This window comes from Streptomyces sp. DF42, assembly GCF_058267695.1.
The window spans coordinates 2,913,343-2,936,572 of record NZ_CM177859.1 but is presented as its reverse complement, the minus strand read 5'-3'; the positions used below and the strand labels follow the sequence as shown (position 1 = coordinate 2,936,572).

At 69.7% G+C, this 23,230-nt stretch carries 20 protein-coding genes; 11 read left to right on the top strand and 9 right to left on the bottom strand.

Annotation, left to right across the window (positions count from 1 at the left end):
- Positions 1 to 44 precede the first annotated feature (44 nt).
- The 4 genes from chvE to ACYUED_RS13415 all read right to left on the bottom strand — a co-directional run bounded on the left by chvE (position 45) and on the right by ACYUED_RS13415 (position 4,535).
- Positions 45 to 1,151 (bottom strand): multiple monosaccharide ABC transporter substrate-binding protein, encoded by a 1,107-nt coding sequence (gene chvE, locus ACYUED_RS13430; protein ID WP_491292509.1) that lies wholly within the window; start codon positions 1,149 to 1,151, stop codon positions 45 to 47.
- 137 nt (positions 1,152 to 1,288) lie between these two features.
- Positions 1,289 to 2,257, bottom strand: a complete 969-nt coding sequence (locus ACYUED_RS13425) for a hypothetical protein (RefSeq protein WP_491292508.1) — start codon at positions 2,255 to 2,257, stop codon at positions 1,289 to 1,291.
- A 110-nt stretch (positions 2,258 to 2,367) separates the two neighbouring features.
- Positions 2,368 to 3,375, bottom strand: a complete 1,008-nt coding sequence (locus ACYUED_RS13420) for a zinc-dependent alcohol dehydrogenase (protein WP_491292507.1) — start codon at positions 3,373 to 3,375, stop codon at positions 2,368 to 2,370.
- Positions 3,372 to 4,535 (bottom strand): mandelate racemase/muconate lactonizing enzyme family protein, encoded by a 1,164-nt coding sequence (locus tag ACYUED_RS13415; RefSeq protein ID WP_491292506.1) that lies wholly within the window; start codon positions 4,533 to 4,535, stop codon positions 3,372 to 3,374. Before ACYUED_RS13415 ends, ACYUED_RS13420 begins: the two co-directional genes overlap by 4 nt.
- Positions 4,536 to 4,791: 256 nt before the next feature.
- Between ACYUED_RS13415 and ACYUED_RS13410 the strand changes: the two genes are divergently transcribed.
- From ACYUED_RS13410 to yjfF, 6 genes are all read left to right on the top strand, one after another.
- A complete protein-coding gene (locus ACYUED_RS13410) occupies positions 4,792 to 5,562 on the top strand; it encodes an SCO2400 family protein (protein WP_491292505.1) in 771 nt (256 codons plus the stop codon).
- Positions 5,563 to 5,905: 343 nt separating this feature from the next.
- Positions 5,906 to 6,952 (top strand): LacI family DNA-binding transcriptional regulator, encoded by a 1,047-nt coding sequence (locus ACYUED_RS13405; RefSeq protein ID WP_491292504.1) that lies wholly within the window; start codon positions 5,906 to 5,908, stop codon positions 6,950 to 6,952.
- A gap of 132 nt (positions 6,953 to 7,084) precedes the next feature.
- Positions 7,085 to 8,089, top strand: a complete 1,005-nt coding sequence (locus ACYUED_RS13400) for an ABC transporter substrate-binding protein (RefSeq protein ID WP_491292503.1) — start codon at positions 7,085 to 7,087, stop codon at positions 8,087 to 8,089.
- 95 nt (positions 8,090 to 8,184) lie between these two features.
- A complete protein-coding gene (locus ACYUED_RS13395; protein ID WP_491292502.1) occupies positions 8,185 to 9,723 on the top strand; it encodes a sugar ABC transporter ATP-binding protein in 1,539 nt (512 codons plus the stop codon).
- Complete coding sequence (locus ACYUED_RS13390) at positions 9,720 to 10,829, top strand: ABC transporter permease (protein WP_491292501.1); 1,110 nt, start codon at positions 9,720 to 9,722, stop codon at positions 10,827 to 10,829. Before ACYUED_RS13395 ends, ACYUED_RS13390 begins: the two co-directional genes overlap by 4 nt.
- Positions 10,829 to 11,851 (top strand): galactofuranose ABC transporter, permease protein YjfF, encoded by a 1,023-nt coding sequence (gene yjfF, locus ACYUED_RS13385; RefSeq protein ID WP_491292500.1) that lies wholly within the window; start codon positions 10,829 to 10,831, stop codon positions 11,849 to 11,851. Before ACYUED_RS13390 ends, yjfF begins: the two co-directional genes overlap by 1 nt.
- Before the next feature lie 104 nt (positions 11,852 to 11,955).
- On the opposite strand, the gene ACYUED_RS13380 is transcribed toward yjfF, so the two are convergent.
- Positions 11,956 to 12,402 carry a MarR family winged helix-turn-helix transcriptional regulator gene (locus ACYUED_RS13380; RefSeq protein WP_491292499.1) on the bottom strand — a complete coding sequence of 149 codons (447 nt, stop codon included), beginning with the start codon at positions 12,400 to 12,402 and terminating at the stop codon, positions 11,956 to 11,958.
- A gap of 115 nt (positions 12,403 to 12,517) precedes the next feature.
- Between ACYUED_RS13380 and ACYUED_RS13375 the strand changes: the two genes are divergently transcribed.
- Entirely contained in the window at positions 12,518 to 13,516 is a 999-nt protein-coding gene (locus tag ACYUED_RS13375; protein ID WP_491292498.1) for an NADP-dependent oxidoreductase, read from the top strand.
- A gap of 105 nt (positions 13,517 to 13,621) precedes the next feature.
- Positions 13,622 to 14,056, top strand: a complete 435-nt coding sequence (locus ACYUED_RS13370) for an organic hydroperoxide resistance protein (protein ID WP_491292497.1) — start codon at positions 13,622 to 13,624, stop codon at positions 14,054 to 14,056.
- Positions 14,057 to 14,148: 92 nt separating this feature from the next.
- Here ACYUED_RS13370 and ACYUED_RS13365 read toward each other — a convergent pair whose 3' ends face one another.
- Complete coding sequence (locus ACYUED_RS13365) at positions 14,149 to 15,300, bottom strand: serine hydrolase domain-containing protein (protein ID WP_491292496.1); 1,152 nt, start codon at positions 15,298 to 15,300, stop codon at positions 14,149 to 14,151.
- Between the two features lie 272 nt (positions 15,301 to 15,572).
- On the opposite strand from ACYUED_RS13365, the gene ACYUED_RS13360 reads away from it, so the two are divergent.
- Positions 15,573 to 16,436, top strand: a complete 864-nt coding sequence (locus ACYUED_RS13360) for a hypothetical protein (RefSeq protein WP_491292495.1) — start codon at positions 15,573 to 15,575, stop codon at positions 16,434 to 16,436.
- Positions 16,437 to 16,574: 138 nt separating this feature from the next.
- Positions 16,575 to 17,381, top strand: coding sequence for an EI24 domain-containing protein (locus ACYUED_RS13355; RefSeq protein WP_491292494.1), 807 nt, complete (start codon positions 16,575 to 16,577; stop codon positions 17,379 to 17,381).
- On the opposite strand, the gene ACYUED_RS13350 is transcribed toward ACYUED_RS13355, so the two are convergent.
- Entirely contained in the window at positions 17,371 to 18,648 is a 1,278-nt protein-coding gene (locus ACYUED_RS13350) for a pyroglutamyl-peptidase I (protein ID WP_491294244.1), read from the bottom strand. The genes ACYUED_RS13355 and ACYUED_RS13350 overlap by 11 nt on opposite strands.
- A 355-nt stretch (positions 18,649 to 19,003) precedes the next feature.
- On the bottom strand, positions 19,004 to 19,582 hold the full coding sequence (locus ACYUED_RS13345; protein WP_266840587.1) for a TetR/AcrR family transcriptional regulator: 579 nt from the start codon (positions 19,580 to 19,582) through the stop codon (positions 19,004 to 19,006).
- Between the two features lie 139 nt (positions 19,583 to 19,721).
- Here ACYUED_RS13345 and ACYUED_RS13340 point away from each other — a divergent pair, with 139 nt between their 5' ends.
- The gene (locus ACYUED_RS13340; protein ID WP_491292493.1) at positions 19,722 to 22,166 is read left to right on the top strand and encodes a beta-glucosidase family protein; all 2,445 of its coding nucleotides are present in this window, start codon (positions 19,722 to 19,724) and stop codon (positions 22,164 to 22,166) included.
- Between the two features lie 91 nt (positions 22,167 to 22,257).
- Here ACYUED_RS13340 and ACYUED_RS13335 read toward each other — a convergent pair whose 3' ends face one another.
- Positions 22,258 to 23,229: an aldose epimerase family protein gene (locus ACYUED_RS13335; protein WP_491292492.1), complete on the bottom strand. Its 972-nt coding sequence runs from the start codon at positions 23,227 to 23,229 to the stop codon at positions 22,258 to 22,260.
- Position 23,230: the final 1 nt, after the last annotated feature.

Below are 23,230 nucleotides of genomic sequence, written 5' to 3'. Positions count from 1 at the left end.
CGTAGGAATGGCCGGTCTGTTCACCGACTTCACCGACAGGGGGGCTACTTCAGCTCGCCCGCCGTGTAGTAGCCGGTGTCGACCAGTTCCTTGGTGTAGTTGGTCTTGTCGACGCTCACCGGCTGCAGCAGCATGGCGGGGACGACCTTGGTGCCGTTGTCGTAGGTCTTGGTGTCGTTGACCTGCGGCTTCTTGCCCTTGAGGACGTCGTCGACCATCCCCGCGGCGACATCGGCGAGCTTGCGGGTGTCCTTGTAGACGGTCTGCGTCTGCTGGCCCGCGATGATCGACTTCACCGAGGCGAGCTCGGCGTCCTGGCCGGTGATGACCGGGAGCGCCTTGCTGCCGGAGCCGTAACCGTCCGACTTCAGGGCGGCGAGGATACCGATGGAGATGCCGTCGTAGGGGGACAGGACCGCGTCCACCTTGGCCTTGCTGTAGGTGGACGTGAGGATGTCCTCCATGCGCTTCTGCGCGGTGGCGCCGTCCCAGCGCAGGGTGGTGACCTGGGTGAGCTTGGTCTGGCCGGACTTGACGACGAGCTTCTTCTTGTCGATGTACGGCTGCAGCACGCTCATCGCGCCGTTGAAGAAGTACTTGGTGTTGTTGTCGTCGTTGGAGCCGGCGAACAGCTCGATGTTGAACGGGCCCTTGCCCTTGTCCAGGCCCAGCTTCTGGACGATGTAGTTGGCCTGCAGCTGACCGACCTTCTCGTTGTCGAAGGACGCGTAGTAGTCGACGTTCTTCGTGCCGAGGATCAGACGGTCGTAGGCGATCACCGGGATCTTGGCGTCCGCGGCCTGCTGCAGCACGTTGTTCAGCGACTTGTTGTCGATGGCCGCGACGATCAGGCCCTTGACGCCCTGCGTGATCAGGTTCTCGATCTGCGAGACCTGCTGGTCGGGGTCGTCCTCGCCGTAGACCAGCTTGGTCTTGTAGCCCTTGGCCTGCAGGTCCTTGACGACGTTCTTGCCGTCGGCGATCCAGCGCTCGGAGGACTTGGTGGGCATCGCGATGCCGATGGTGCCGCCCTTGGCGCTGCCCTTGTCCTCCTTGCTGCCGCCTTCACCGCTCTGTCCGCAGGCGGAAAGCGTGAGGGCGAGGCAGGCGGCTCCGGCGATGGAGGCGAGTGCGGCTCTGCGAGTGCGCATGATCATCATCCTTGATGTGTGTGGGCAGGCTCGGTCTGCTGTGCAAGGACGCTTTGAGGGCGGTGCGGAGGGGACCGAGAGATAAGTGGGATTCTGTTTGCGCCCGTGTGCTTCTGTGAAGGGGCGTTGTGCGAACGTTATGCGGACTTGTCGAATCGCTTGAGAGTCCCCGGCAGCCGCGAACCGAGGGGAGCCATGTCGCCGTCGGCTCCGTGCCGCGCGAGCAGATCGAGGGCCAGCCGACCGCGCCGCACTCTCTCGCGGGCGGTGGACAGCGTCAGGTCCCGCATGTGGTGCCCGTAGGGGTAGATGCCGGGAGCCTTGGAGAGCCCGAACTTCAGGTACACCGGTGCGCCGCGCCGGATCAGCTCGGCGACCTCGTACATCCGGATGTATCCGCCGAGGTCGTCGGGGGCCTCGATGTACATGTCCATGGGGGCGGCGGAGACCCGGCGGATCTCGGTGAGGTGGTCCAGCGTCAGATCGCTGGGCACGTTGATGGAGTCGCCGCCCAACTGCTCGTACACCGCGTACGCGGCCGGGTTGACCGGACCGATCAGCGCCGAGACCTTCAGGGTGGTGTCGGCCGGGATGATCCCGGCGGCACGTGCGCGGTGCAGCGTCCACAGCACGCCCTCGTCGGCGACGAGGAGGCACTTGACGCCCAACTCCGTGGCGCGGATGGCGTCCTCGACGCACCCGGCGACGGCGTCGTGCCCGCGGGCGCGCAGACCGCCCCCACGCGAGTCGGTGCGCGTGGAACCGCCGATGTCCCAGGTGCCGCGCGGGCCGGTGAACAGGCAGAGTTCGATGTCACGTTCGCCGGTCGCCTCGACCATCTCGGTGATCTCGGCGTCGGTCAGCATCCACACGCCGCTGCCCTGGCTGATCCGGTGGATCGGCACGTCGAGCCGCGAGGCCTCCTTCAGGACGACGGCCAGCGCTTCGGGACCCTCGCACGAGGGGATCTCGGTGCGCCAGCGGCCGCCACCCGGGAAGGTATGGGGCGAGGCGTCAGCGGGGGAGAGGTCGGGCGCGCCCAGACCCAGGGCGGCGAGCGCCTGCTCGCCGGGTCGACGGGCTGCCGGGGCGGAAGCGTCGGTCACAAGGTGTCCTTAGTGTTCGATATTTCGGACGAAGTTCGCGGCTCAAGTCGTGCGGGACTTGGGTGTACGCCGGTACGGAGGCTGTCACGTCGCCCCGTACCGGCGTACGGCTAGGGGCGAAGGAGGACCTTGCCGACCTTCGGATCGCCGGAGCCGACGAGCTCGATGGCCTGCGGGAACTCCGCGAGCGGCAGCTCGTGTGTGACCAGAGGCAGCGGGTCGAGCAACCCGGCTCCGAACACCCGCACGGTGTGTGCCCACGCGTCCGGCGGCGCTCCGAAGACGGAGTGCACCTCCAGCTGCCGTACGACGAGATCCGTGGGGTCGAGCCCGTTCGCGCCGGCCGCCGGGATCCCGGTGAGGACCAGGCGCCCGCCCCGCCGCAGCAGGGCGGCGGAGGTCCGCGCGGCGTCGGCGGACCCGGCGGTCTCGATGACGACGTCGAAGTCGTCCGGGAGCGGTTCGTCCTTCGTACGGAAGTCGGTGGCGCCGTACTGCCGCGACAGCGCCTCGCGGTCCCGGCGGGTGCCGACGACCAGCAACTCCACCGGCGAGACGGCCTTGAGGAACTGCACCGCGAACATTCCGAGGGTGCCGGTGCCGACCACGGCGACCTTCTCGCCCGGCTGCGCGTTCGCCTTGAGAGCGGCGGCCGCGATGCAGGCGGCCGGCTCCAGCAGGGCCGCCGCCGTCAGGTCGGCGTCGTCGGACAGCACGTGCAGCAACCTCGCCGGGAGGGTCAGCGTGGGCGCCATCGCACCCGGCTGGGTGAACCCGGTCTCCTCGTACCCGGCGCTGCACAGTGTGGTCTCACCCGCGTGGCAGCGGTCGCACACCTGGCAGTTCCGGAAGCCCTCGCCGACGACCTTGCGGCCGACCAGCGCCTCGGTGACGCCGGCGCCGACCCGCTCCACCGTTCCGGACCACTCGTGGCCGGGCGTGAGCGGGTAACGCACGTATCCCTCGGGCCGGTTGCCCTGGAACACCTCCCGGTCGCTGCCGCAGATCCCGCTCGCGTGCACCCGCACCAGGGCCTCGCCAGGACCGGGGTCCCGAGGTGTGTGCTCGGCCAGGTGGAAGGCGCCCGGGGCGTCGACGACGACGGCCGCGGAGCTCACTGCGCGTCCTTCGGGTTCCGCTTCTCCCAGCCCTCGGCCCACAGGTTGAAGTGTGCCCGCTGCTGGGGGAACTCGGCAGCGGCGTCCACGTCCAGCTCCACGCCGAGGCCGGGCGCGTCGGAGATGTGGAAGCAGCCGTCCTCCGGGTTCACCTGCGGCGCGCCCTTGACCACCTTCTTGATCTCGGCGTCCGCGAAGTCGTTGAAGTGCTCAAGGATCTTGAAGTTCGGGGCGGTGAAGCCGACCTGGAGCGAGGCGGCGGTGAGCACGGGCCCACCCACGTTGTGCGGGGCGACCAGCATGTAGTGGGTCTCGGCGGTCGCGGCGAGCTTGCGCGTCTCCCAGATGCCGCCGATGTGGCCGACGTCCGGCTGGATGATGTCGACGGCCTGGCTCTCGAAGAGTTCCCGGAACTCGATCCGGTCGTGGATGCGCTCACCCGTGGCCACCGGCATGTCCACCTTGGCGGCGACCTTCTCCAGCGCCTTCAGGTTCTCCGGCGGAACCGGCTCCTCCAGCCAGGCGGGCTTGAAGGGCGCGAGCTCCTTGGCCAGCCGGACGGCGGTGGCGGGGGAGAAGCGGCCGTGCATCTCCAGCATCAGCTCGGCGTCGGGGCCGATGGCGTCCCGGACGGCCTCGATCAGGGAGACCGCGTACAGGGTCTGCTCATGGTCGAGCTCGAAGTGCCCGGTGCCGAAGGGGTCGATCTTCAGCGCCCTGTAGCCGCGTTCCATGACGCCCTGAGCGGCCTTGTGGTACGCCTCGGGCGTCCGCTCGGTGGTGTACCACCCGTTGGCGTAGGCCTTGACCTTGTCGGTGACCTTGCCGCCGAGCAGCTGCCACACGGGTACGCCGAGGGCCTTGCCCTTGATGTCCCAACAGGCCATCTCGATAACGGCGATGCCGGACATCACGATCTCGCCGGCGCGGCCGTAGTCGCCGTACTTCATGCGGCGGGTCAGGTCCTCGACAGCGAACGGGTCGGACCCGAGAATGTGGTTCTGCTCGGCCTCCCTCAGGTAGCCGACCAGCGCGTCGGTGTGGCCCAGCATGCGGGTCTCGCCGACACCCGTGATGCCTTCGTCGGTGTGCACCAAGACGTAGGTCAGGTTGCGCCACGGCGTACCGACCACGTGCGTGCTGATTCCGGTGATGCGCACGGAAGTTACCCTTCGGATGTTCGAGATTTCGTCACTCGTTCGAAATGCTGGGCAGACAGTAAGTACCGCGTGAGCGGGGTGTCAATGGGTGTAACGGGTAACGGTTTCGGCAGTTCCAGCGCCCCTTGCGAAAGTCGCCACTCTGTGATGTGTGCCATCTCACTCTGTCGGTCGTGCCGATATGGCCTGTCCGTCACACAACCTTCACCGCCGCGACTAGGAACCTGACCGTAAGGGAACTTAACCTTCCCGCGTCATGGACTACTGCCACCCGTGCCAACGGCACCTCAACGGCGCCCTCGCCTGTGCGGGGTGCGGGACACGCGTCGAGCAGCTACGCGCGTACCGAGATGCCTACGAGCCGGAGCCGTACGGCGAAGCCGTCGCTCTCGCCGATCACGGTCTCCCTGTGGCCCCCGATGGGCATGCCGACGACGACGGTCGCGGGGACGAGGGCGACGAGCCGCACGGTCGCGCCGCGCGTCGCCGCGAGCAGGGCCGGGGTGGCCGGCGAAGTCCCGCCACCGCGGACGGCGCGACGGATACGAGCCGCCGCGACCGCAAGGCCGCGCTCCATCGGCGACGCCGCAAGCGAACGCTGCTCGTCGCCGCGGGTTTCGTCCTGGCGGCGGGTGGTCTGAGCCTGGCCGAACTCGGCGTGGACGCGCCGGGGTTCTCGTCCCACGACCCGTCCGCGGGCGGGGGCAGGTCGGCCGAGGCCGACCACTCGACGGCGGAGCCGAGCGAATCCGCAGGGCCCTCGGGTGACGGCACGGGGATCCCCGACGGCAAGCCCTCGGCCTCCCCGGACGCCTCCGCCTCGCCGTCGGCGTCCAAGTCCGCCGACGGCGAGGTCGACGCGACCCCGACGGCCGGCAAGGCGACCCGATCGGCAGCCCTCCCCGGCTCCGCCGACTCGACGCCCCCGCCCGACTCGGGCTCGAACCCGACCTCCGGTCCGACGACCTCCGGCCCGTCCCCGCAGCCGTCGGCAACGTGCAGGCGCTTCCTGTGGTGGTGCTCGTAGCACTGCCCCGGGCGTCAACTTCCGCTGGTGTGACCGCGGTTGAGGCGCTGCTGAGCGGCCGCTCGGCCAAGCCCTTCCGGCCGCGTTATTCAACCGTGACGGCCTTACGCCCGCATTCCTCTTGACCGGCGTGATTTGTTAGCGCTCACAATGACCTTCGCATTCACCGGCCAGCGTCCAGCGTCAGCGTGGGAGATACGAGCGTCGTGCCCGCAGTGTCCCGACACCTCGTTCCCGCCAGTGCTGCTGGGCCTTCCCGGAGACCTGTGCGAAGCCGCCCCGGCAGGGCCCTCCGCCCACAACACGGGCCTTGCCGGCAAACGAGCGCCAAGGAGGTACGGCCGTGACCCACGAGCAGCTTCGGCCGCCCACCATGGCCGACGTGGCACGCCTGGCAGGCGTGTCCCATCAGACCGTGTCCCGCGTGCTGGGAGACCATCCCAACGTGCGGGACGAGACACGGGCCAGGGTGCTGCGAGTGATCGAGGAGACGGGCTACCGCCGCAACTCCTCCGCACGGGCCCTGGCGACCCGGCGCACCCGGACCTTGGGGGTGGTGGCCTCCGACACCACCCTCTACGGACCGGCCAGTACCTTGTTCGCGCTGGAAGAGGCGGCGCGGGCCGAGGGATATCTCGTCTCGACGGTCACTCTGCGCAAACTGACCATGGAGACGCTGTCCGAGGCCCTGGACCACCTCAGCGAGGGCGGGGTGGAGGGAGTGGTCGCGATCGCCCCGCAGCGGTCCGCCGTGGGCGCACTGACCGAACTGCGCTGTCCCTTCCCGGTGGTGGTGGTGGGCAGCGGGCCGGGCGTGGAGATACCCAGCGTCAGCGTGGACCAGCACCTCGGAGCCCGGCTGGCCACCGGTCACCTGCTGGCCGCCGGTCACCGTAATGTCTGGCACCTCGCCGGGCCCGAGGACTGGCAGGAGGCGGCCGACCGGGCGGCCGGCTGGCGGGTGACCCTCGAAGCGGCGGGGGTTGAGCCACCCATGCTGCTTCGAGGGGACTGGAGTCCGCTGTCGGGTTACCGTGCCGGCCAGGAACTGGCCGGCTGGGTGGGCCGGGGGCTGACCGCCGTCTTCGTCGCCAACGACCAGATGGCACTGGGGGCGTTGCGGGCGCTGCGGGAGGCCGGTGTGCGAACTCCCCAGGACGTGGCGGTGGTGGGCTTCGACGACATCCCGGAGTCGGAGTTCTTCGCTCCTCCCCTCACCACCGTCCGGCAGGACTTCTCGACCGTGGGAAAACGCGGCATCGCGATGCTCCTGGAGCTGATCGAGGGCCGGCCGCACGCCACTGCGCGCAGGACGACCATCGAACCCCAACTCGTCGTCCGAGCCAGTAGTTTCCCGTACGCCGTCCAACCGGAGGACGTACCTCTCTGACGGACCGACAAGCCACACGCGGTTCCGTGTGGCCGATATACCGAACAATGATCGACAGGCTGGACGTAGTGCGGCCGGTCCCCTGAAGTACCAGCGGTCCATCCCAGGGCCGGCTCTTCAAAGGAGAAGAACATGCTCAACAGAAGGAACTTCCTCACCGCGGCGGTCAGCGTGGCAGCCGCGGGTGGACTGGCCGCCTGCGCCAAGAAGGACGACTCCGGCTCCTCCAGCTCCGGAGGCGGAAGCAAGACGATCACGCTCGGCTTCTCCCAGGTCGGCGCGGAGAGCGGCTGGCGCGCCGCCAACACCACCTCCGTGAAGTCGGCGGCCAAGGAGGCGGGTTACACCCTCAAGTTCTCCGACGCCCAGCAGAAGCAGGAGAACCAGATCTCCGCGATCCGCAACTACATCGCGCAGAAGGTGGACGTCATCGCCTTCTCGCCGGTGGTCGTCACGGGCTGGGACGCGGTGCTCAAGGAGGCCAAGGCCGCGAAGATCCCGGTGGTCTTCACCGACCGCTCGGTGGAGACCTCCGACAGCTCGCTGTACGTCACGCTCGTCGGCTCCGACTTCACCGACGAGGGCCGGCGCGCGGCCCGGATGCTGGAGAAGGTCATAGCCACGGCAGGCCTCAAGGGCCCGGTGAAGATCGCCCAGCTGGAGGGCACCACCGGAGCCGCCCCCGCGATCGAGCGCGGCAAGGGCTTCAAGGAGGTCATGGACGCCGAGCACAAGGCCGACTGGAAGATCATCGCCAGCCAGAGCGGCGACTTCACCCGCGCCGGCGGCAAGCAGGTCATGGCGGCCCTGCTGCAGTCCCACAAGGACATCAACGTGCTCTTCGCGCACAACGACGACATGGCCATCGGCGCCATCCAGTCGATCGAGGCAGCCGGCAAGAAGCCCGGCAAGGACATCCTGATCGTCTCGGTCGACGGCGTCCACGACGGCTTCGTCGCCATGTCGCAGGGCAAGATCAACGGCATCGTCGAGTGCAACCCGCTGCTCGGCCCCCAGCTGATGGAGGTCGTGAAGAAGGTCCACGACGGCCAGAAGGTCGAGCGCTGGATCAAGACCAAGGAAGGCGACTTCACGCAGGCCCAGGCCAAGGCCGAGCTCCCGAACCGCAAGTACTGACCGACCACACCCACCGCCAGGGAGCCTCCGGACGACCGAGCCCTCGGTCCCGGAGCTCCCTGCCGGGGGAAACGAATCCCACGAGGAGCACTGCCATGGCAGAGCCGCGGCCCGTCCTGGAGATGACGGGCATAGTGAAGGAGTTTCCGGGGGTACGGGCTCTGTCCGGTGTCGACTTCCGACTCTTCCCCGGCGAGATCCACGCCCTGATGGGCGAGAACGGAGCCGGGAAGTCCACGCTCATCAAGGTGCTGACGGGGGTCTACTCCCTTGACGGCGGCACGATCACCCTGGACGGCAAGTCCGTGCTGTTCGGCAGCCCGCTGCAGGCGCAGCAGGCCGGCATCAGCACCGTCTACCAGGAGGTGAACCTCTGCCCCAACCTGTCGGTGGCGGAGAACATCTTCATCGGACGCGAGCCGACCCGCATGGGCCGTATCCAGTGGAAGCGGATGCGCAAGGAGGCGGCGGAGCTGGTGGACCGGCTCGGCCTCGACATCGACGTGACCGCGCCCCTGTCCTCGTACCCGCTGGCCGTGCAGCAACTGGTCGCGATCGTACGGTCGGTGGGCACCGGCGACAGCGACGGCCAGGGATCGGGCACCAAGGTGCTGGTCCTGGACGAGCCGACGTCCAGCCTCGACCGTGACGAGGTCCAGGAGCTGTTCCGCCTGATGCGGCGGCTCAAGGACGAGGGCGTGGCGATCCTGTTCGTCTCGCACTTCCTCGACCAGATCTACGAGATCTGCGACCGCATGACCGTCCTGCGCAACGGCACGCTCGTCGGCGAGCACATGGTCAGCGACCTCGACCAGGTCGGGCTGATCCAGCTGATGATCGGCAAGGCCCTGGACCAGCTGGAGGAGCTGCACGACCAGCAGCTGCACTCGGACGTCGGCGAGACGCTGCTGACGGCGGACGGCCTCGGCAGGACCGGCGGCATCGCCCCCTTCGACCTGGAGATCAAGAAGGGCGAGGTGCTCGGACTCGCCGGCCTGCTGGGATCGGGCCGGACCGAACTCGCCCGGCTGCTCTTCGGCGCCGACCAGCCGGACAGCGGCAAGGTGTCCATCGGTGGCAAGCAGGTCTCGATGAGCGCCCCGAACGCCGCGATCGACGCCGGCGTGGCCTTCTGCTCCGAGAACCGCAAGGCCGAGGGTCTGGTGCCCGATCTGACGGTGCGGGAGAACATCATCCTGGCCCTGCAGGCCTCACGCGGCTGGACGCGGCCCATCCCGGTGTCCCAGCGCGACGAACTCGTCGCCAAGTACATCAAGGCGCTGGACATCCGGCCCGCCAACCCCGAGGCCAGGGCCGGCCAGCTCAGCGGCGGCAACCAGCAGAAGGTGCTGCTGGCTCGGTGGCTGATCACCCAGCCGAAGCTGCTGATCCTGGACGAGCCGACGCGTGGCATCGACGTCGGTGCCAAGACGGAGATCCAGAAACTCGTGGTCTCCCTCTCCGAGGACGGTATGTCCGTGCTGTACATCGCGGCCGAGCTGGAGGAGGTACTCCGGCTCAGTCACACCATCGGGGTGCTGCGCGACCGCCGGCTGGTGGCGCAGCTCGCCAACGGCCCGGAGATCACCAGCAGCCGGATCATGGAGACCATCGCGAGCGGAGAACACCAGTGAGCACCACTTCCCGATGGCGAGCACTGACACACCACCACCTGTTCTGGCCGGTCGCGGTCCTTGTCTTCCTGCTGCTCGTCAACGTGCCCTTCACCCCTGACTTCTTCTCGGTCAAGATGACGGACGGCCATCTCTACGGCAGCCTCGTCTCGATCGTGCTGTTCGGATCGCCCCTCATCCTGGTGGCGGTCGGTATGACCGTGGTCATCGCCACCGGCGGCATCGACCTCTCCGTCGGTGCCGTGGTCGCCATCACCGGGGCACTGGCCTGCTCGTACATCAGCCACCAGGCCGACCAGAGCGCCCTGTCCGGGGTGCTGCTCGCCATGGGCCTGGGCCTGCTGGCCGCGGTCGTCTGCGGCCTGTGGAACGGCTTCCTGGTCGCCAGGATGGGCATCCAGCCGATCATCGCCACGCTGATCATCATGGTCGCCGGACGCGGTGTCGCCCAGCTGATCACCGACGGCCAGATCATCACCATCGAAAGCAAGCCGTACGAGTTGATCGGCGGCGGCTACTGGCTGACGCTGCCGTTCTCCATCTTCGTGGTGGCCGTGGTCGTGGCCGTCACCGTGGCGCTGACCCGCCGCACGGCGCTCGGGCTGCTGATCGAGGCGGTCGGCGGCAACGCCGAGGCCAGCCGCCTCGTGGGGATCAGGTCCCGGCGCATCAAGATCATGGTGTACGTGTTCTGCGCGCTGTGCGCCGCCATCGCGGGCCTGATGATCAGCTCCAACACCTCGGCCGCGGACGGCAACAACGCCGGTCTGTGGATCGAACTCGACGCGATCCTCGCCGTGGTGATCGGCGGCACCTCACTGCTGGGCGGCCGGTTCTCCATCGGCGGCACGGTGGTCGGCGCCCTCGTCATCCAGACCCTGACGACCACGATCTACACCATCGGTGTGCCGACCCAGACCAACCTGGTCTTCAAGGCCGCCGTCGTCATCGTCGTCTGCCTGCTCCAGTCCCCGAAGTTCCGCGCCAAGGTCTTCGGTGCCAAGTTCGGCGCCCGGTTCGGCGCGAAGAGTGGCGCCAAGACGGCCGCGGCTCCGGCGGACACCGCCGCGGAGACCGACGCCGCTCCGAAGATGGAGGTGTCGTGATGAGCGCGACCACCCAGATCCCCACGGCCGCGGACAGCCGTACCCCGTCCAGGGCCCAGCGTCTGCTGGGCGACCGGCGTCTGCCCGTCGCGGCGACAGCCCTGCTCTTCCTCGTGATGTACGGGGTGGGCCTGGGCCGGTACCAGTACTACGGGTTCGCCGAACCGCAGGTCTTCCTGAACCTGTTCATCGACAACAGCTACCTGCTGGTGGCCGCGGTCGGTGTCACCTTCGTCATCCTGTCCGGCGGCATCGACCTGTCCGTCGGCTCGGTGATCGGCTTCACGACCATGTTCACGGCCTGGCTGGTGGAGCGTCAGGGGGTGCCGCTGCTGCTCGTGATCCCCATGGCGCTGGCCGTGGGCGCGCTCGGTGGCTTCCTGATGGGCTATGTCATCCACAACTTCGAGATCCAGCCCTTCATCGTGACCCTCGCCGGTCTCTTCCTCTTCCGCGGCCTGTGCCTGGTCATCAGCAAGGAGTCGATCTCCATCAGCGACTCCGGGGTCAGCAGCATGGCCCAGACGCAGGTGTCGCTGGGGATGGGGTTCCTGTCGATCGGCGCGATCGTCTCGCTGGTCGTCCTCGCCGTGGCGTTCTACGTCCTGCACTACACCCGCTTCGGGCGGCGCGTGTACGCCATCGGCGGCAACGATCAGTCGGCCCTGCTGATGGGTCTCCCGCAGGGCGGCACGAAGATCGCCGTGTACACGGTGAGCGGCTTCTGCTCGGCGCTCGCCGGTCTGCTGTTCACCCTCTACATCCAGTCCGGTGACCCGCTGCACGCGACCGGCATGGAACTCGACGCGATCGCCGCGGTCGTCATCGGCGGCACGCTGCTGACGGGCGGTTCCGGCTATGTGGTGGGCACCCTGTTCGGAGTGCTGGTGCTGGGCCTGATCAAGAGCATCATCCAGTTCGAGGGCACGCTCAGCTCCTGGTGGACGAAGATCGCCACCGGTGTGCTGCTGTGCGCGTTCATCCTGGTCCAGCGCGTCATGACGGGCCGCAAGAAGACATGACGACCCGTAGGAGGAGCTGAGCCGCCCGGCACGCTCCCTGTTCGAAGAGGTCCGGCGCACGCGTCCCGTGCGCCGGACCTCTCGTATGTCGGATCCTGTCGGCCTCAGTCCTCGGTCTGCTGCAGCATCCGCCGCAGCAAGCCCCTCAGCGCCATCCGTTCTTCCTTCCCGAGCCCCGCCAGTGGTTCGCGCGCGAAGCGCAGGGACTCGCGCAGGTCCTTGGCCACCCGCCGGCCCTCCGGCGTGGCCGCCGCCAGCTTCACGCGCCGGTCGGCCGGGTCGGAGCGGCGTTCCACCAGGCCACGGGACTCCAGGCGGTCGACGATGCCGGTCACGTTGGACGGCTCGCACCTGAGTTTCCGGGCCAGCTTGCGCATGGGCAGCGGTTCCAGGGAGAGCAGACTCAGCAGACGGGCCTGGGCGCCGGTCAGCGAGTGCTCGGCCGCGGCGTCCTCGTAGTCCTCGTGATAGCGGGCCACGATGTCACCGATGAGCTCGACGACCTCCAGGGTCAGTTCATCGGGACGACGGGGGCTCGGTGGTGTGGCCATGGGATCAGCGTACCCCGTTACTTGACAATCTGAAATATTCAGGAGCATGGTTGTTTCAGGTGCTGAAGTATTCGCATCTGCAGCATTGTCCACACGCGCTCGAAAGGCTCTCGTCATGATCAACCGCGAATGGCACCTGCTCAGCCGTCCCGTCGGCTGGCCGAAGCCAGAGGACTTCGCCCTGGTCGAGACCGAGGTCGGGACGCCGGGCGCGGGGCAGGTGCTGGTCCGCAACCAGTACCTCTCCGTCGACCCGTACATGCGCGGCCGCATGAGCGACGCGAAGTCGTACGTCGCGCCCTTCGAGCTCGGCAAGGTCATGCAGGGCGGCGCGGTCGGCGAGGTCATCGCCTCCAACGCCGAGGGCGTAGCCGTCGGCGACCACGTCCTGCACTTCCTCGGCTGGCGCGAGTACGCGGTCGTGGACGCGAAGACCGCCGTCAAGGTCGACCCGGAGGCCGCGCCGCTGAGCACGTACCTCGGTGTCCTCGGCATGACCGGCCTGACGGCGTACGCGGGTCTGCTGCGGGTCGGCGCCTTCAAGGAGGGCGACGCCGTCTTCGTCTCCGGCGCCGCGGGTGCCGTCGGCAGCCAGGTCGGCCAGATCGCCAAACTCAAGGGCGCCTCGCGGGTCATCGGCTCCGCCGGCTCCGACGAGAAGGTCAAGGTCCTGATCGAGGAGTACGGCTTCGACGCCGCCTTCAACTACAAGAACGGCCCGGTCTGGGAGCAGCTCAAGCAGGCGGCCCCCGACGGCATCGACGTCTACTTCGACAACGTCGGCGGCGAGCACCTGGAGGCCGCGATCGGCGCGCTCAACCTCAAGGGCCGCGCCGTGATCTGCGGCATGATCTCGCAGTACAACTCGACCGAGCCGGCCGTCGGCCCGCGCAACATGGTCAAGATCCTGCAGAACCGCCTCCGCGTCGAGGGCGTTCTCGTCGGCGACCACTACGACCTGCAGCCCGAGTTCGTACGGGAGGTCGGCCCCTGGGTCGCCTCGGGGCAGCTGAAGTACCGCGAGACCGTCGCCGAAGGCATCGAGAACAACCTGGAGGCCTTCCTCGGCGTCCTGCGCGGTGACAACACCGGGAAGATGATCGTCAAGCTCTGACGACTCCAGGTCTGTCGCCGACTTTCCGGTATGCGATAACTTCTTTCCGAAACCGTCGTTGATCGTGGGCGCGAGTCGCGGCGGACCGAGGAGGAAGACAACCGCATGTCCATCCAGCAGACCGGCATCCAGCAGACCGACGTCCTGTACACGGCCGTCGCCACCGCACAGAGCGGTCGCGATGGCCGGGTCGCCACCGACGACGGCAGACTCGACGTCGTCGTCAACCCGCCCACGGAACTGGGCGGCAACGGCGCCGGCACCAACCCGGAGCAGCTGTTCGCGGCCGGTTACAGCGCCTGCTTCCAGGGCGCGCTGGGCGTCGTCGCCCGCCAGGAGAAGGCCGACATCACCGGCTCGACGGTCACCGCGAAGGTCGGCCTCGGCAGGAACGACGACGGTTTCGGGATCATCGTCGAAATCTCCGCCGAGATCCCGAACGTCGACACGGAGACCGCGAAGGGCCTCCTGAAGAAGGCCCACCAGGTCTGCCCGTACTCGAAGGCGACCCGCGGCAACATCACCGTGACGCTTGTCTGACGCGCTCGTTGCCTACGCGAGAGGCCGCACCCCTGGACGTGGGGTGCGGCCTCTCGCCGCTTCTTCGAGCGGTACGTCGCCCGGTCCGGTGCTCAGACGGCCAGCGCCGCCGTGTGCACGGCCCTCACCAGCCGCGCGTTCTCCGGGGCCGCGCCGCCCGGGAAGGCGCAGCGGCGGCGCGTGTAGCCGTAGGCCAGTCCACTGCGAGGGTCCGCGAACGCCTGTGAGCCGGCCGCACCGCCGTGACCGAACGCGCCGGCGCCGAGGAACGGGTGCCAGGCATCCGCCGTCGCCTGGAAGCCGAGGCCGAAGGCACTGTGCGTGCGGGCCACCAGGTCGTAGCCGACGGAGTGGATCTGGCCGACCTCGGCGACGGTGTCCGGCTTCAGCAGCGGCGGCCGCCCGGCCACCTCGCTGATCGTCGCCGCGTACATCCCGGCCAGCCCGCGCGCGGCGGCCACTCCGCCCGCCGACGCCGGGCCCTTGGCGCGCACGGCGCGGGAGTTGGGGTAGTCCACCAGGTCCCCGGGCTCGGGCACATGCGCGTTGAACGCGATCGAGGCGAGCGTGTGCGGGCCCCTCGGTGTCGCGTCCAGCGCGGCCTGCTGCTTCGGCGTCGGAGCCATCGGCTGCACCGACCGGAAGCGGGGCTCCAGTGCCTCGGGCAGCCCCAGGAAGAAGTCCAGCCCGTACGGCACCCGTACCCGCTCCTCGTACACCTCCTGGAGGGTGTGGCCGGTGGCCCGGCGCACCACCTCACCGGTGAGCGCGCCGATGACGAGCGCGTGGTAGCCGAAGGCCGTGCCCGGACGCCAGAACGGCCGCTGGTCGGCGAGCCGTTCGGCGATCACACGGTCGTCGGTCAGCTCGCCCCTGGTGAACCCGGCGTCGAGCCCGATCAGCCCGGCGCGGTGCGCGAGCAGGTCCCGCAGCGTCAGCGCCGCCTTGCCCTCCACCCCGAACTCCGGCCAGTAGTAGGTCACCTTGCGGTCCAGTTCGAGCGTGCCGTCCTGCACGAGGAGCGCGACGACCAGGTGCGCGGCGCCCTTGGTCGACGAGAAGACCCCATACAGCGACTCGGCGTCGTTGCCGTCACCGGCCCACAGGTCGACGACCTTCCGGCCGTGCACGTACGCGCACAACTGTCCCTCGTAGTCGGCCAGTTCCCCCGCCACGAACGCGGCGAACTCCTCACGCACCGCCTCGAACCCGTCCGCGACGGTGCCGTGGATCTCTCGCGTCATCCGGTCTCCTCGATCTCAGCATCTGCTCGCGTGTGCCATGGTGATCAACGCCCGCCCGACCTGGGCGAATTCCCCCTTCGCATGGTCCGGGCTCCTCCGGAGCTTCCTGAGATCGGTACGGCGAGATGTACCTGTTCGACTCAACAGCAACAGGAGGGAGTTCGCGTCGCGGATACCCCGGATGGCGCAGCACACGTCGCCGGATGGGGGCATGCTGAGGACGACCGCCGCAGCCGAACCGCCCGACGCGGGCCCCAGGCCGAGGAGAGTCCATGGCTACCATCCCCTCGCTCCCCAGCAGGGACGACGTAGTGCGCATGGCACGCAACACGACCGATATCACCGGCCAGCTGCTGGACACGGCCGGAAACATCACCAGAATCGCGATCAACACCTTCGGTCCACGGGACGGTTCGGGTGCCGAGGTGCTGCGCGTGCTGCGCGAGACCACCGCGGAACTGGCCGAGGCGAGTGCGTCGCCGCAGGCGCAGGAGGCCTTCTACCGGATCGTCGACACACTGACCCGTCTCGGGACGAGCGGTGCGCCGCTTGCCGTGCACCCGGTGAGCGAGCCGGCGCAGGCGCTGCTGACGGCGCTCGGTGACAGCCTGCTGCCCGTGCTGGACGCGGTCGAGCCGGCCGTCGAGGAGTTCGCGGACGCCCTCGGTGACCTGGTCGAGACGACCTCCCCGCTGCTGCCCGCGGTGGCGGGCATGGCCGCGGGGGTGCTGCTCGCGGTGACCCCGGTGCTGCGCGCCGCGGCCGACGTGCTGCGCGAGTCCTCGCCCGAACTACGGCGCGTCGCCGACGCGTTGACCGCGGCCCTGGCCCCGCTGATGCCACTCCAGGTCGCCCTCGCCGAACGCGCCGCGGCCGCCGGAGCCGGGGTCGTCCGGGCGACGTTGCCACCCCTGGCCGACCTCACGGAGGCAGCGGCGGCGACGACGAAGGCGGCCCGGCCCGTACTGATCGCCGGTGAGGAACTCCTGGTGTCGGGCCTGGAACAACTCCAGCCCCTGCTGCTGGCGGCGGCCTTCCGGGCGGGGCGCGTGGCAAGGTCAGCGGCGGTACGGGTGACCGCGGCGGTCGCACCGACGGCGCAGCGCGGGGTCGTGGTCGCCGTCTCAACCCCGTGAGCACAGCGCCCCGCCAGGGGCGCCGGGCTGTATCGGTGTGCCGCTTGGCCGCGCGGGCGCGACCGCCACGACGCGGCCCGCGGACCCGGGGCCGCAGCCCGGACAGGCCCCCCAACCCCTGCCCGATAAAGTGCCCGCATGCGCGATCTCGGGGTGGGCTTCACCTATCTGCTCAAGGGCCAACGCTGGGCGGCCCGGCACCGCAGGCACTACGGCTTCGGGCTGCTACCAGGGCTGATAACCCTCGTTCTCTACGTGGCGGCACTCGTCGCGCTGGCCCTGTGGGGCGAGGACTTCGTCGCCTGGTCGACCCCCTTCGCCGATGACTGGTCGAGCCCCTGGATCGGCCTCTTCCGTGGCTTCCTCACCGCCGTACTCGTCGCCCTCGCCCTCCTCCTCGCCGTCCTCACCTTCACCGCGGTCACGCTGCTCATAGGGCAGCCCTTCTACGAGAACCTCTCCGAGAAGGTCGACCGTGACGTCTCCCCGGACGGCACCGCGCCGGAGTCAGGCCTGCCGCTGTGGCACGAGTTGTGGATCTCGGCCAGGGACAGCCTCCGGATCGTCGTGCGCGCCGTGCTCTGGGCCATCCTGCTCTTCGCCCTCGGCTTCGTCCCGTTCGTCGGACAGACCGTCGTCCCGGTGATCGGCTTCTTCGTCACCGGCTTCTTCCTCACCGAGGAACTCGCCGCGGTCGCCCTCCAGCGCCGTGGCGTCGACCTGCACGCCCGACTCGCCCTCCTGCGCTCCCGCAAAACCCTGGTCTGGGGCTTCGGCACGCCCCTGGGCCTGGCCTTCCTGGTCCCGTTCGTCGCCGTCTTCCTGATGCCGGGCGCGGTCGCGGGCGCGACGCTGCTGGCGCGGGACCTGCTGGGCGAGGAGACCGAGGAGGACCCTGCCGACGGGGAGCCGGAGGAGTCCGAGGACGAGGACGTCACCTCCTGAGCGGTACGGCCGCCTCGATCGCCGTCCGCAGGATCGCCCGCATCTGCTCGATGATGTCCCGCCGGTTCTGAAGGAACTCCGAGTCCGTGACCGTCCCGGTCGAGGGATCGGTGTTGCCCGTCCCGAACTGCAGGACCGGCGTGTGCACATGGCCGCCCGGCACGGTGTCGTGCAGCCCGAGCCGGTCCCGCAGCAGCGTCGCCCGGTAGGCGATCTCGTTGGAGAGGTAGTCGCCGCCGCCTCCGGCCCGCGCGGTCGAACCGGGGGTCGGCCCGTTCGGCCGTACGACGGGGTCGGTGCCGCCCGCCGGTATCTCGGTCACCTCCGTGTGGTCGTAGACCGGGAACCGGCCCGTCTTCGCGGCCACGATCTCCTTGTACGGCAGGGTCGTCGACGTCCACTGCGGCTGCGAGGCAGGATCGGTGACCGGGACGGTCTCCGTCCTGCTGACGTTGTCGTTGTCCGGGAAGCCGCCGCGCCAGGCCCCGTTGGTCCGCTCCACGTCGAACCGCCCGACCCGCCCCTGGCTCACGGTGGTGAACAGATCCACCTGCTTCAGACACGGCCGCAGCGTGCGCTCCACCGTGCCCTCGGCGAAGTCCTGCCAGCGCACCGGGAACACCACGGTCTCGACCCGCGCCGGCCCGTCCGCCGTCTCGATCACCGTGCCGTCGAGGGCGAGCGCGGTGGCCCCGGAGGGGTTGGAGATCCGGATGTCGCGGTCGAGTGTGAACGGATCGAAGCCGGTGACCAGAACGCGCCCGGTCTTCCTGCCGTGCGGGTGGCGGACGTCGGTCTGTCCGCGAGAGGTGCGCTCCAACGCATCGACCAGCGCGGCACGTTGCTTCGGGCTCAGCCCGAACCGCGGCTCCCAGGTACGCACTTCCCGCGTCATCGCGAGCCGGGCCCAGTACAGCGGCCGGTCGTCGTCCCGGGCCAGGTCCCCACCCGCCGGCCCACGCCCCTGCGCCCGGTCGACGGCCCGCCGCCACAGCGCCGACCCCTCGTGCACGAGGACCCGCCGTGCCGTCGCGTAGGAGTGCGCCTGGTCCAACTGCCGGGCGAGTCGCGGAGCCACGGCGTCGAACCCGGACCGCTCCAGGATCTCCCGCGGCACGGCCTTGTCGAGCCGCTGTTCCTCGACGGTGGGGGAGGGAGGCGCATCGGCAGGCGCAGTCGCAGTCACACTGGCGGTCGCCGTGCCGGGGGCGGTCAGCCCTGCCGCCAGAGCTAGTCCGAGAACACCGATCCGAACACGAACAGGCAGGGGATTCACGGCAGTTCAGGTCCTTCCGTCGCTGTGGGGAAGCGTGGTGCGGGACGCCCGCAGTATCGCGTGACGGAAGTGGTCCACGCCATGGTGCCGGTGTGACACGGGTGCATCCTCGGCACGATGACGCGTACCTACCCGGGGATCCGGGCGACCGCCTCCCGCAGCGCCCTGACGAACGCCCCCGCCGCCGGTGCCGGCCCATGAAGGCGGTCAAGGCGGTGTCCGGCTCCGCCGGACCTGAATCCGCGACGCTCCGCGTCGCGACCATCAGATTCGCTTCACCACCGGTCTGAAGGCCGATGCACTGCGCATGAATTCCGGTAGCAGGGGAGTTCAGGAGTTCAGGAGGTCAGGCCTCTTCGCCGAGCAGTGCGACGAAGTCCCGGAAGGCGCCCGGCATGTCCACCGACTCCGGGTCCAGCAGCCACTGGTACTGCAGGCCGTCCATCACGGCGACGAGGAGCGGGGCCGTGCGCTCGGGGGTCAGGCCGTTCGGCAGGCGGTCGCCGTACTCGGTGCGCAGGACGGCCGCCATGCTCTCCCGCACCTGTCGGTAGCGGTCGGTGAAGTACGCCCGCGCCGGATGCCCCTCCGTGACGCTCTCGCCGAGCAGCGCCGAGAAGGTCTGGATGATGCCGGGCCGCATCGCGTTGTACTCGACGAGCGAGGCCAGCAGGTCCATCCGCGACTGGGTGGCCGGCATCGCGTCCCACTGGTCCCGGTCCTTCAGCACGGCGACGAGCAGCGCGTCCTTCGTCGGGAAGTGGTGCAGCAGCCCCTGTTGGGTGAGGCCGACGCGCTCCGCCACCGCGGCCAGGCTCGCACCCCGGTACCCGCGCTCCGCGATCACTTCCAGCGCCGCCCGCACGATCTCCGCGCGCCGCTCCTCGCTCCTGACCCTGCCGTTCATGGCGTCACCGTACGGCATCCCCATCCCTGTGATATTACGGCACGATAACGAAACCTACCGTGTTACAGGTAACAGGTGCACGATGGGGTCCCGGACGCCATGGACGGCATGAACGGCATGGACGACATGGCGGCATGACCCGATGAGGAGGCACCCGATGGCGGGAACCCCTGGAACCTCTCCGGCCGACCAGGCGCGCGAGGCCGCCGTGGAGGCGGCGCTCGGCAAGCTGGACCTGGACGCCAAGGCCCGGCTGCTGTCCGGGCAGGATGTCTGGTCCCTGCCCGCCCTGCCGGAGATCGGCCTGAGGTCCCTCGTGATGTCCGACGGACCCATCGGGGTGCGGGGTGTCCGCTGGGGCGCCGACGATCCCTCCATCGCCCTGCCCTCGCCGACCGCGCTGGCCGCCACCTGGGACCCGGAGCTGGCCCGCCGGGCGGGCGTCCTGCTCGCCCAGGAGGCCCGCCGCAAGGGCGTGCACGTGCTGCTCGCCCCGACCGTCAACCTCCACCGTTCCCCGCTGGGCGGGCGCCACTTCGAGGCCTACAGCGAGGACCCGTACCTGACCGGCGCGATCGGCGCCGGCTATGTGAGCGGCGTCCAGTCCGGCGGCGTGGGCACCACCGTCAAGCACTTCGTCGCCAACGACGCCGAGACCGACCGCCTCACCGTCAACAACCTGGTCGGCGAGCGCGCCCTGCGCGAGCTGTACCTGGCCCCCTTCGAGATGATCGTCGAGAACGCCCACCCCTGGGGCATCATGACCGCCTACAACACGGTCAACGGCACGACGATGACCGAGCACCACCACCTGGTCAACGAGGTCCTGCGGGGCGAGTGGGGCTTCGACGGCTACAACGTCTCCGACTGGACGGCCGCCCGTTCGACGGTCGCGGACATCGAGGGCGGCCTGGACGTGGCCATGCCCGGCCCGCACACCGTCTACGGCGCACCACTCGCCCAGGCAGTGCGGGACGGCAGGGTCGAGGAGGCGACGGTCGACACGGCCGTACGCAACGTGCTGCGGCTCGCCGCCCGCGTCGGCGCCCTGGAGAGCGCCGAGCCCGCCGTGACCGAACCGCCCCGGGCCGTCGACGGCGAGGCGCTGGCCCGTGAGATCGCCCGCCGCGCCTTCGTCCTCGTGCGCAACGAGAACAGTGCCCTGCCGCTGAAGCCGGGCACCGTCGCCCTGATCGGCGCCGCTGCCCGCGAGGCCCGCGTCCTGGGCGGCGGTTCGGCCACCGTCTTCCCGCCCCGGATCGTCTCCCCGCTCGACGGCCTCACCGCCGCGCTCCCCGAAGGCAGCCTCAGCTACGCCGTCGGCGCCGACCCCGACACCGAACTCGCCGTCGCCGACAAGGGGTTCGAGCTGCGCGCGGTGTGCCGGGACGTGGACGGCAACGTCATCGGCACCCGCAGCGCGTCGGGCGGCCAGATCCAGTGGACGGATTCGGACTTCCCCGACGGGGTCACGCACACCAACCTCCACACCATCGAGCTGACCGGCTCCTTCACCCCCGGCGCCGTCGGCGCGCACACCTTCGGCATCAAGGGCACCGGCTCCTTCACCCTCGCCGTCGACGGCACGACGCACTACGACGACATCCAGCGCCCCGCCGACGACGGTGACCCCTTCGACCCGTTCTTCGGCGGCACGGTGCCCCGCGCCCAGCCCGAACTGACCGCGGGCGCACCGGTCGAGGTGTCCCTCACCCACGTCATCGACCTCCCCGAGGACGCCCCGTTCAAGGTCGTCACCTTCGCCCTCGCCCACCAGGAGCCGCAGCGCGACGCCGACGAGCTGATCGCCGAAGCCGTCGAGGCCGCCCGCGGCGCCGACACGGCCGTCGTCGTGGTCGCCACCACCGAGCGCGTGGAGTCGGAGGGCTTCGACCGCAGGAACCTCGACCTGCCCGGCCGCCAGGACGAACTGGTCCGCGCGGTCGCCGCCGCCAACCCGAACACCGTCGTCGTCGTCAACTCCGGCTCCCCGGTCGAGCTTCCGTGGCGGGACGAGGTCGCCGCCGTCCTGCTCAGCTGGTTCCCCGGCCAGGAAGGCGGCGCGGCCCTCGCGGACGTCCTCACCGGTGCGCACGAGCCGGGCGGCCGGCTGCCCACCACCTGGGGCTCTCTGGCCGACGCCCCGGTCACCCAGGTCGTGCCGAAGGACGGCGAACTCCCGTACACCGAGGACCTCTTCATCGGCTACCGCGCCTGGGAGAAGGCGGGGCGGACCCCCTCGTACCCCTTCGGCCACGGCCTCGGCTACACCGACTGGACGTACGAGTCCGTCGAGGTCGACGGCACCACCGCCAAGGTCCGCGTCCGCAACTCCGGTCAACGCGCGGGCCGCGAGGTCGTCCAGGTCTATCTGGCCCGCAGCGGGGCCGGCCCCGCCCGCCCGGCGCGCTGGCTCGCCGGCTTCGCGGCCGTCGAGGCGAACCCGGGCGAGAGCGCCGAAGCGATCGTCGAACTCCCGCGCCGCGCCTTCGAGGTGTGGGACGAGGCGACCGGCTCGTGGTCGCTTGTGAAGGGTTCGTACGAGATCCAGGTGAGCCGCTCGATCACGGACCGCCGGCTCACCGCGACGATTAACGTCTGATCCGGGACGAGTCTCCCCACGAACAGCCCCGGCCCGGGACCTGACCCCTGGGCCGGGGCTCGTGCGTTCACGGGCGGCCGTTCACCGGCGGCTAGCGCACGCCGAACCCGTAGACCGTCTCCGACCGGTACACTCCGCCCGGCCGCAGCACCGTGCCCGGGAACTCCGGCCGGTTCGGGGAGTCGGGGAAGTGCTGGGTCTCCAGCGCGATGCCGTCGCCGGGGGAGAAGGGGGCGGACAGGTGGTCGGCGGTGTACAGCTGGATGCCGGGTTCGGTGGTCGCCACGGTCAGGACCCGCCCGGACGCGGGGTCGTACAGCTCGGCGACCTCCCGGGCGGCCTCGGTCACCCCGCCGTCGAGCACGAAGTTGTGGTCGTACCCGGAACCGACCTTCCGCGCCTCACGGAAGTCGAAGCGCGTGCCCGCCACGTCTTCCAGGTCGCCGGTCGGGATCAGGTCGTCGTCGACCGGGGTGAACCGGGAGGCGGCGATCCGCAGTTCGTGGCCGCCGGCGCTGCCCGAGCCGCCCAGGTGGAAGTAGCTGTGGTTCGTCAGGTTCACCACGGTCGGCGCGTCCGTCACCGCCTCGTACGCGATCCGCAGGGCGCCCGAGGCGTCGAGCGTGTACGTCACGGTGACCTCCAGCCGCCCCGGAAAGCCCTCCTCGCCGTGCGGGCTGACGCGGCTGAGACGCAGCCCGTGCTCGACCGGCGCGACGTCCCACACACGCTTGTCGAAGCCCCGCCCGCCGCCGTGCAGGGAGTTCGGCGCGTTGTTCGGTTCCAGGGCGTACGTCACTCCGTCGAGCGGGAAGCGGGCGCCCGCGATCCGGTTGGCGTACCGCCCGATCACTGCTCCCAGAAACGGCTCGGGGTGCCTGAGGTAGCCGTCCAGATCCGCGAACCCCAGCACCACGTTCCCGGCCCGGCCGTCCCGGTCCGGGGTCTCCACCGACTGCACGATCCCGCCGTGCGACAGGATCCGTACCCGTACGTCCGCCCGCTGGAGGGTCCAGCGGTGGACCGGGGTGCCGTCGGGAAGTGTGCCGAAGAGTTCGTTCATG

What these genes read in the sequence shown, in the direction of transcription:
- chvE (WP_491292509.1), bottom strand. Translation starts at nt 1,151, where the DNA reads ATGCGCACTCGCAGAGCCGCACTCGCCTCCATCGCCGGAGCCGCCTGC.
- ACYUED_RS13410 (WP_491292505.1), top strand. Translation starts at nt 4,792, where the DNA reads ATGGACTACTGCCACCCGTGCCAACGGCACCTCAACGGCGCCCTCGCC.
- ACYUED_RS13400 (WP_491292503.1), top strand. Translation starts at nt 7,085, where the DNA reads ATGCTCAACAGAAGGAACTTCCTCACCGCGGCGGTCAGCGTGGCAGCC.
- ACYUED_RS13395 (WP_491292502.1), top strand. Translation starts at nt 8,185, where the DNA reads ATGGCAGAGCCGCGGCCCGTCCTGGAGATGACGGGCATAGTGAAGGAG.
- yjfF (WP_491292500.1), top strand. Translation starts at nt 10,829, where the DNA reads ATGAGCGCGACCACCCAGATCCCCACGGCCGCGGACAGCCGTACCCCG.
- ACYUED_RS13380 (WP_491292499.1), bottom strand. Translation starts at nt 12,402, where the DNA reads ATGGCCACACCACCGAGCCCCCGTCGTCCCGATGAACTGACCCTGGAG.
- ACYUED_RS13375 (WP_491292498.1), top strand. Translation starts at nt 12,518, where the DNA reads ATGATCAACCGCGAATGGCACCTGCTCAGCCGTCCCGTCGGCTGGCCG.
- ACYUED_RS13370 (WP_491292497.1), top strand. Translation starts at nt 13,622, where the DNA reads ATGTCCATCCAGCAGACCGGCATCCAGCAGACCGACGTCCTGTACACG.
- ACYUED_RS13365 (WP_491292496.1), bottom strand. Translation starts at nt 15,300, where the DNA reads ATGACGCGAGAGATCCACGGCACCGTCGCGGACGGGTTCGAGGCGGTG.
- ACYUED_RS13360 (WP_491292495.1), top strand. Translation starts at nt 15,573, where the DNA reads ATGGCTACCATCCCCTCGCTCCCCAGCAGGGACGACGTAGTGCGCATG.
- ACYUED_RS13355 (WP_491292494.1), top strand. Translation starts at nt 16,575, where the DNA reads ATGCGCGATCTCGGGGTGGGCTTCACCTATCTGCTCAAGGGCCAACGC.
- ACYUED_RS13345 (WP_266840587.1), bottom strand. Translation starts at nt 19,582, where the DNA reads ATGCCGTACGGTGACGCCATGAACGGCAGGGTCAGGAGCGAGGAGCGG.
- ACYUED_RS13340 (WP_491292493.1), top strand. Translation starts at nt 19,722, where the DNA reads ATGGCGGGAACCCCTGGAACCTCTCCGGCCGACCAGGCGCGCGAGGCC.
- ACYUED_RS13335 (WP_491292492.1), bottom strand. Translation starts at nt 23,229, where the DNA reads ATGAACGAACTCTTCGGCACACTTCCCGACGGCACCCCGGTCCACCGC.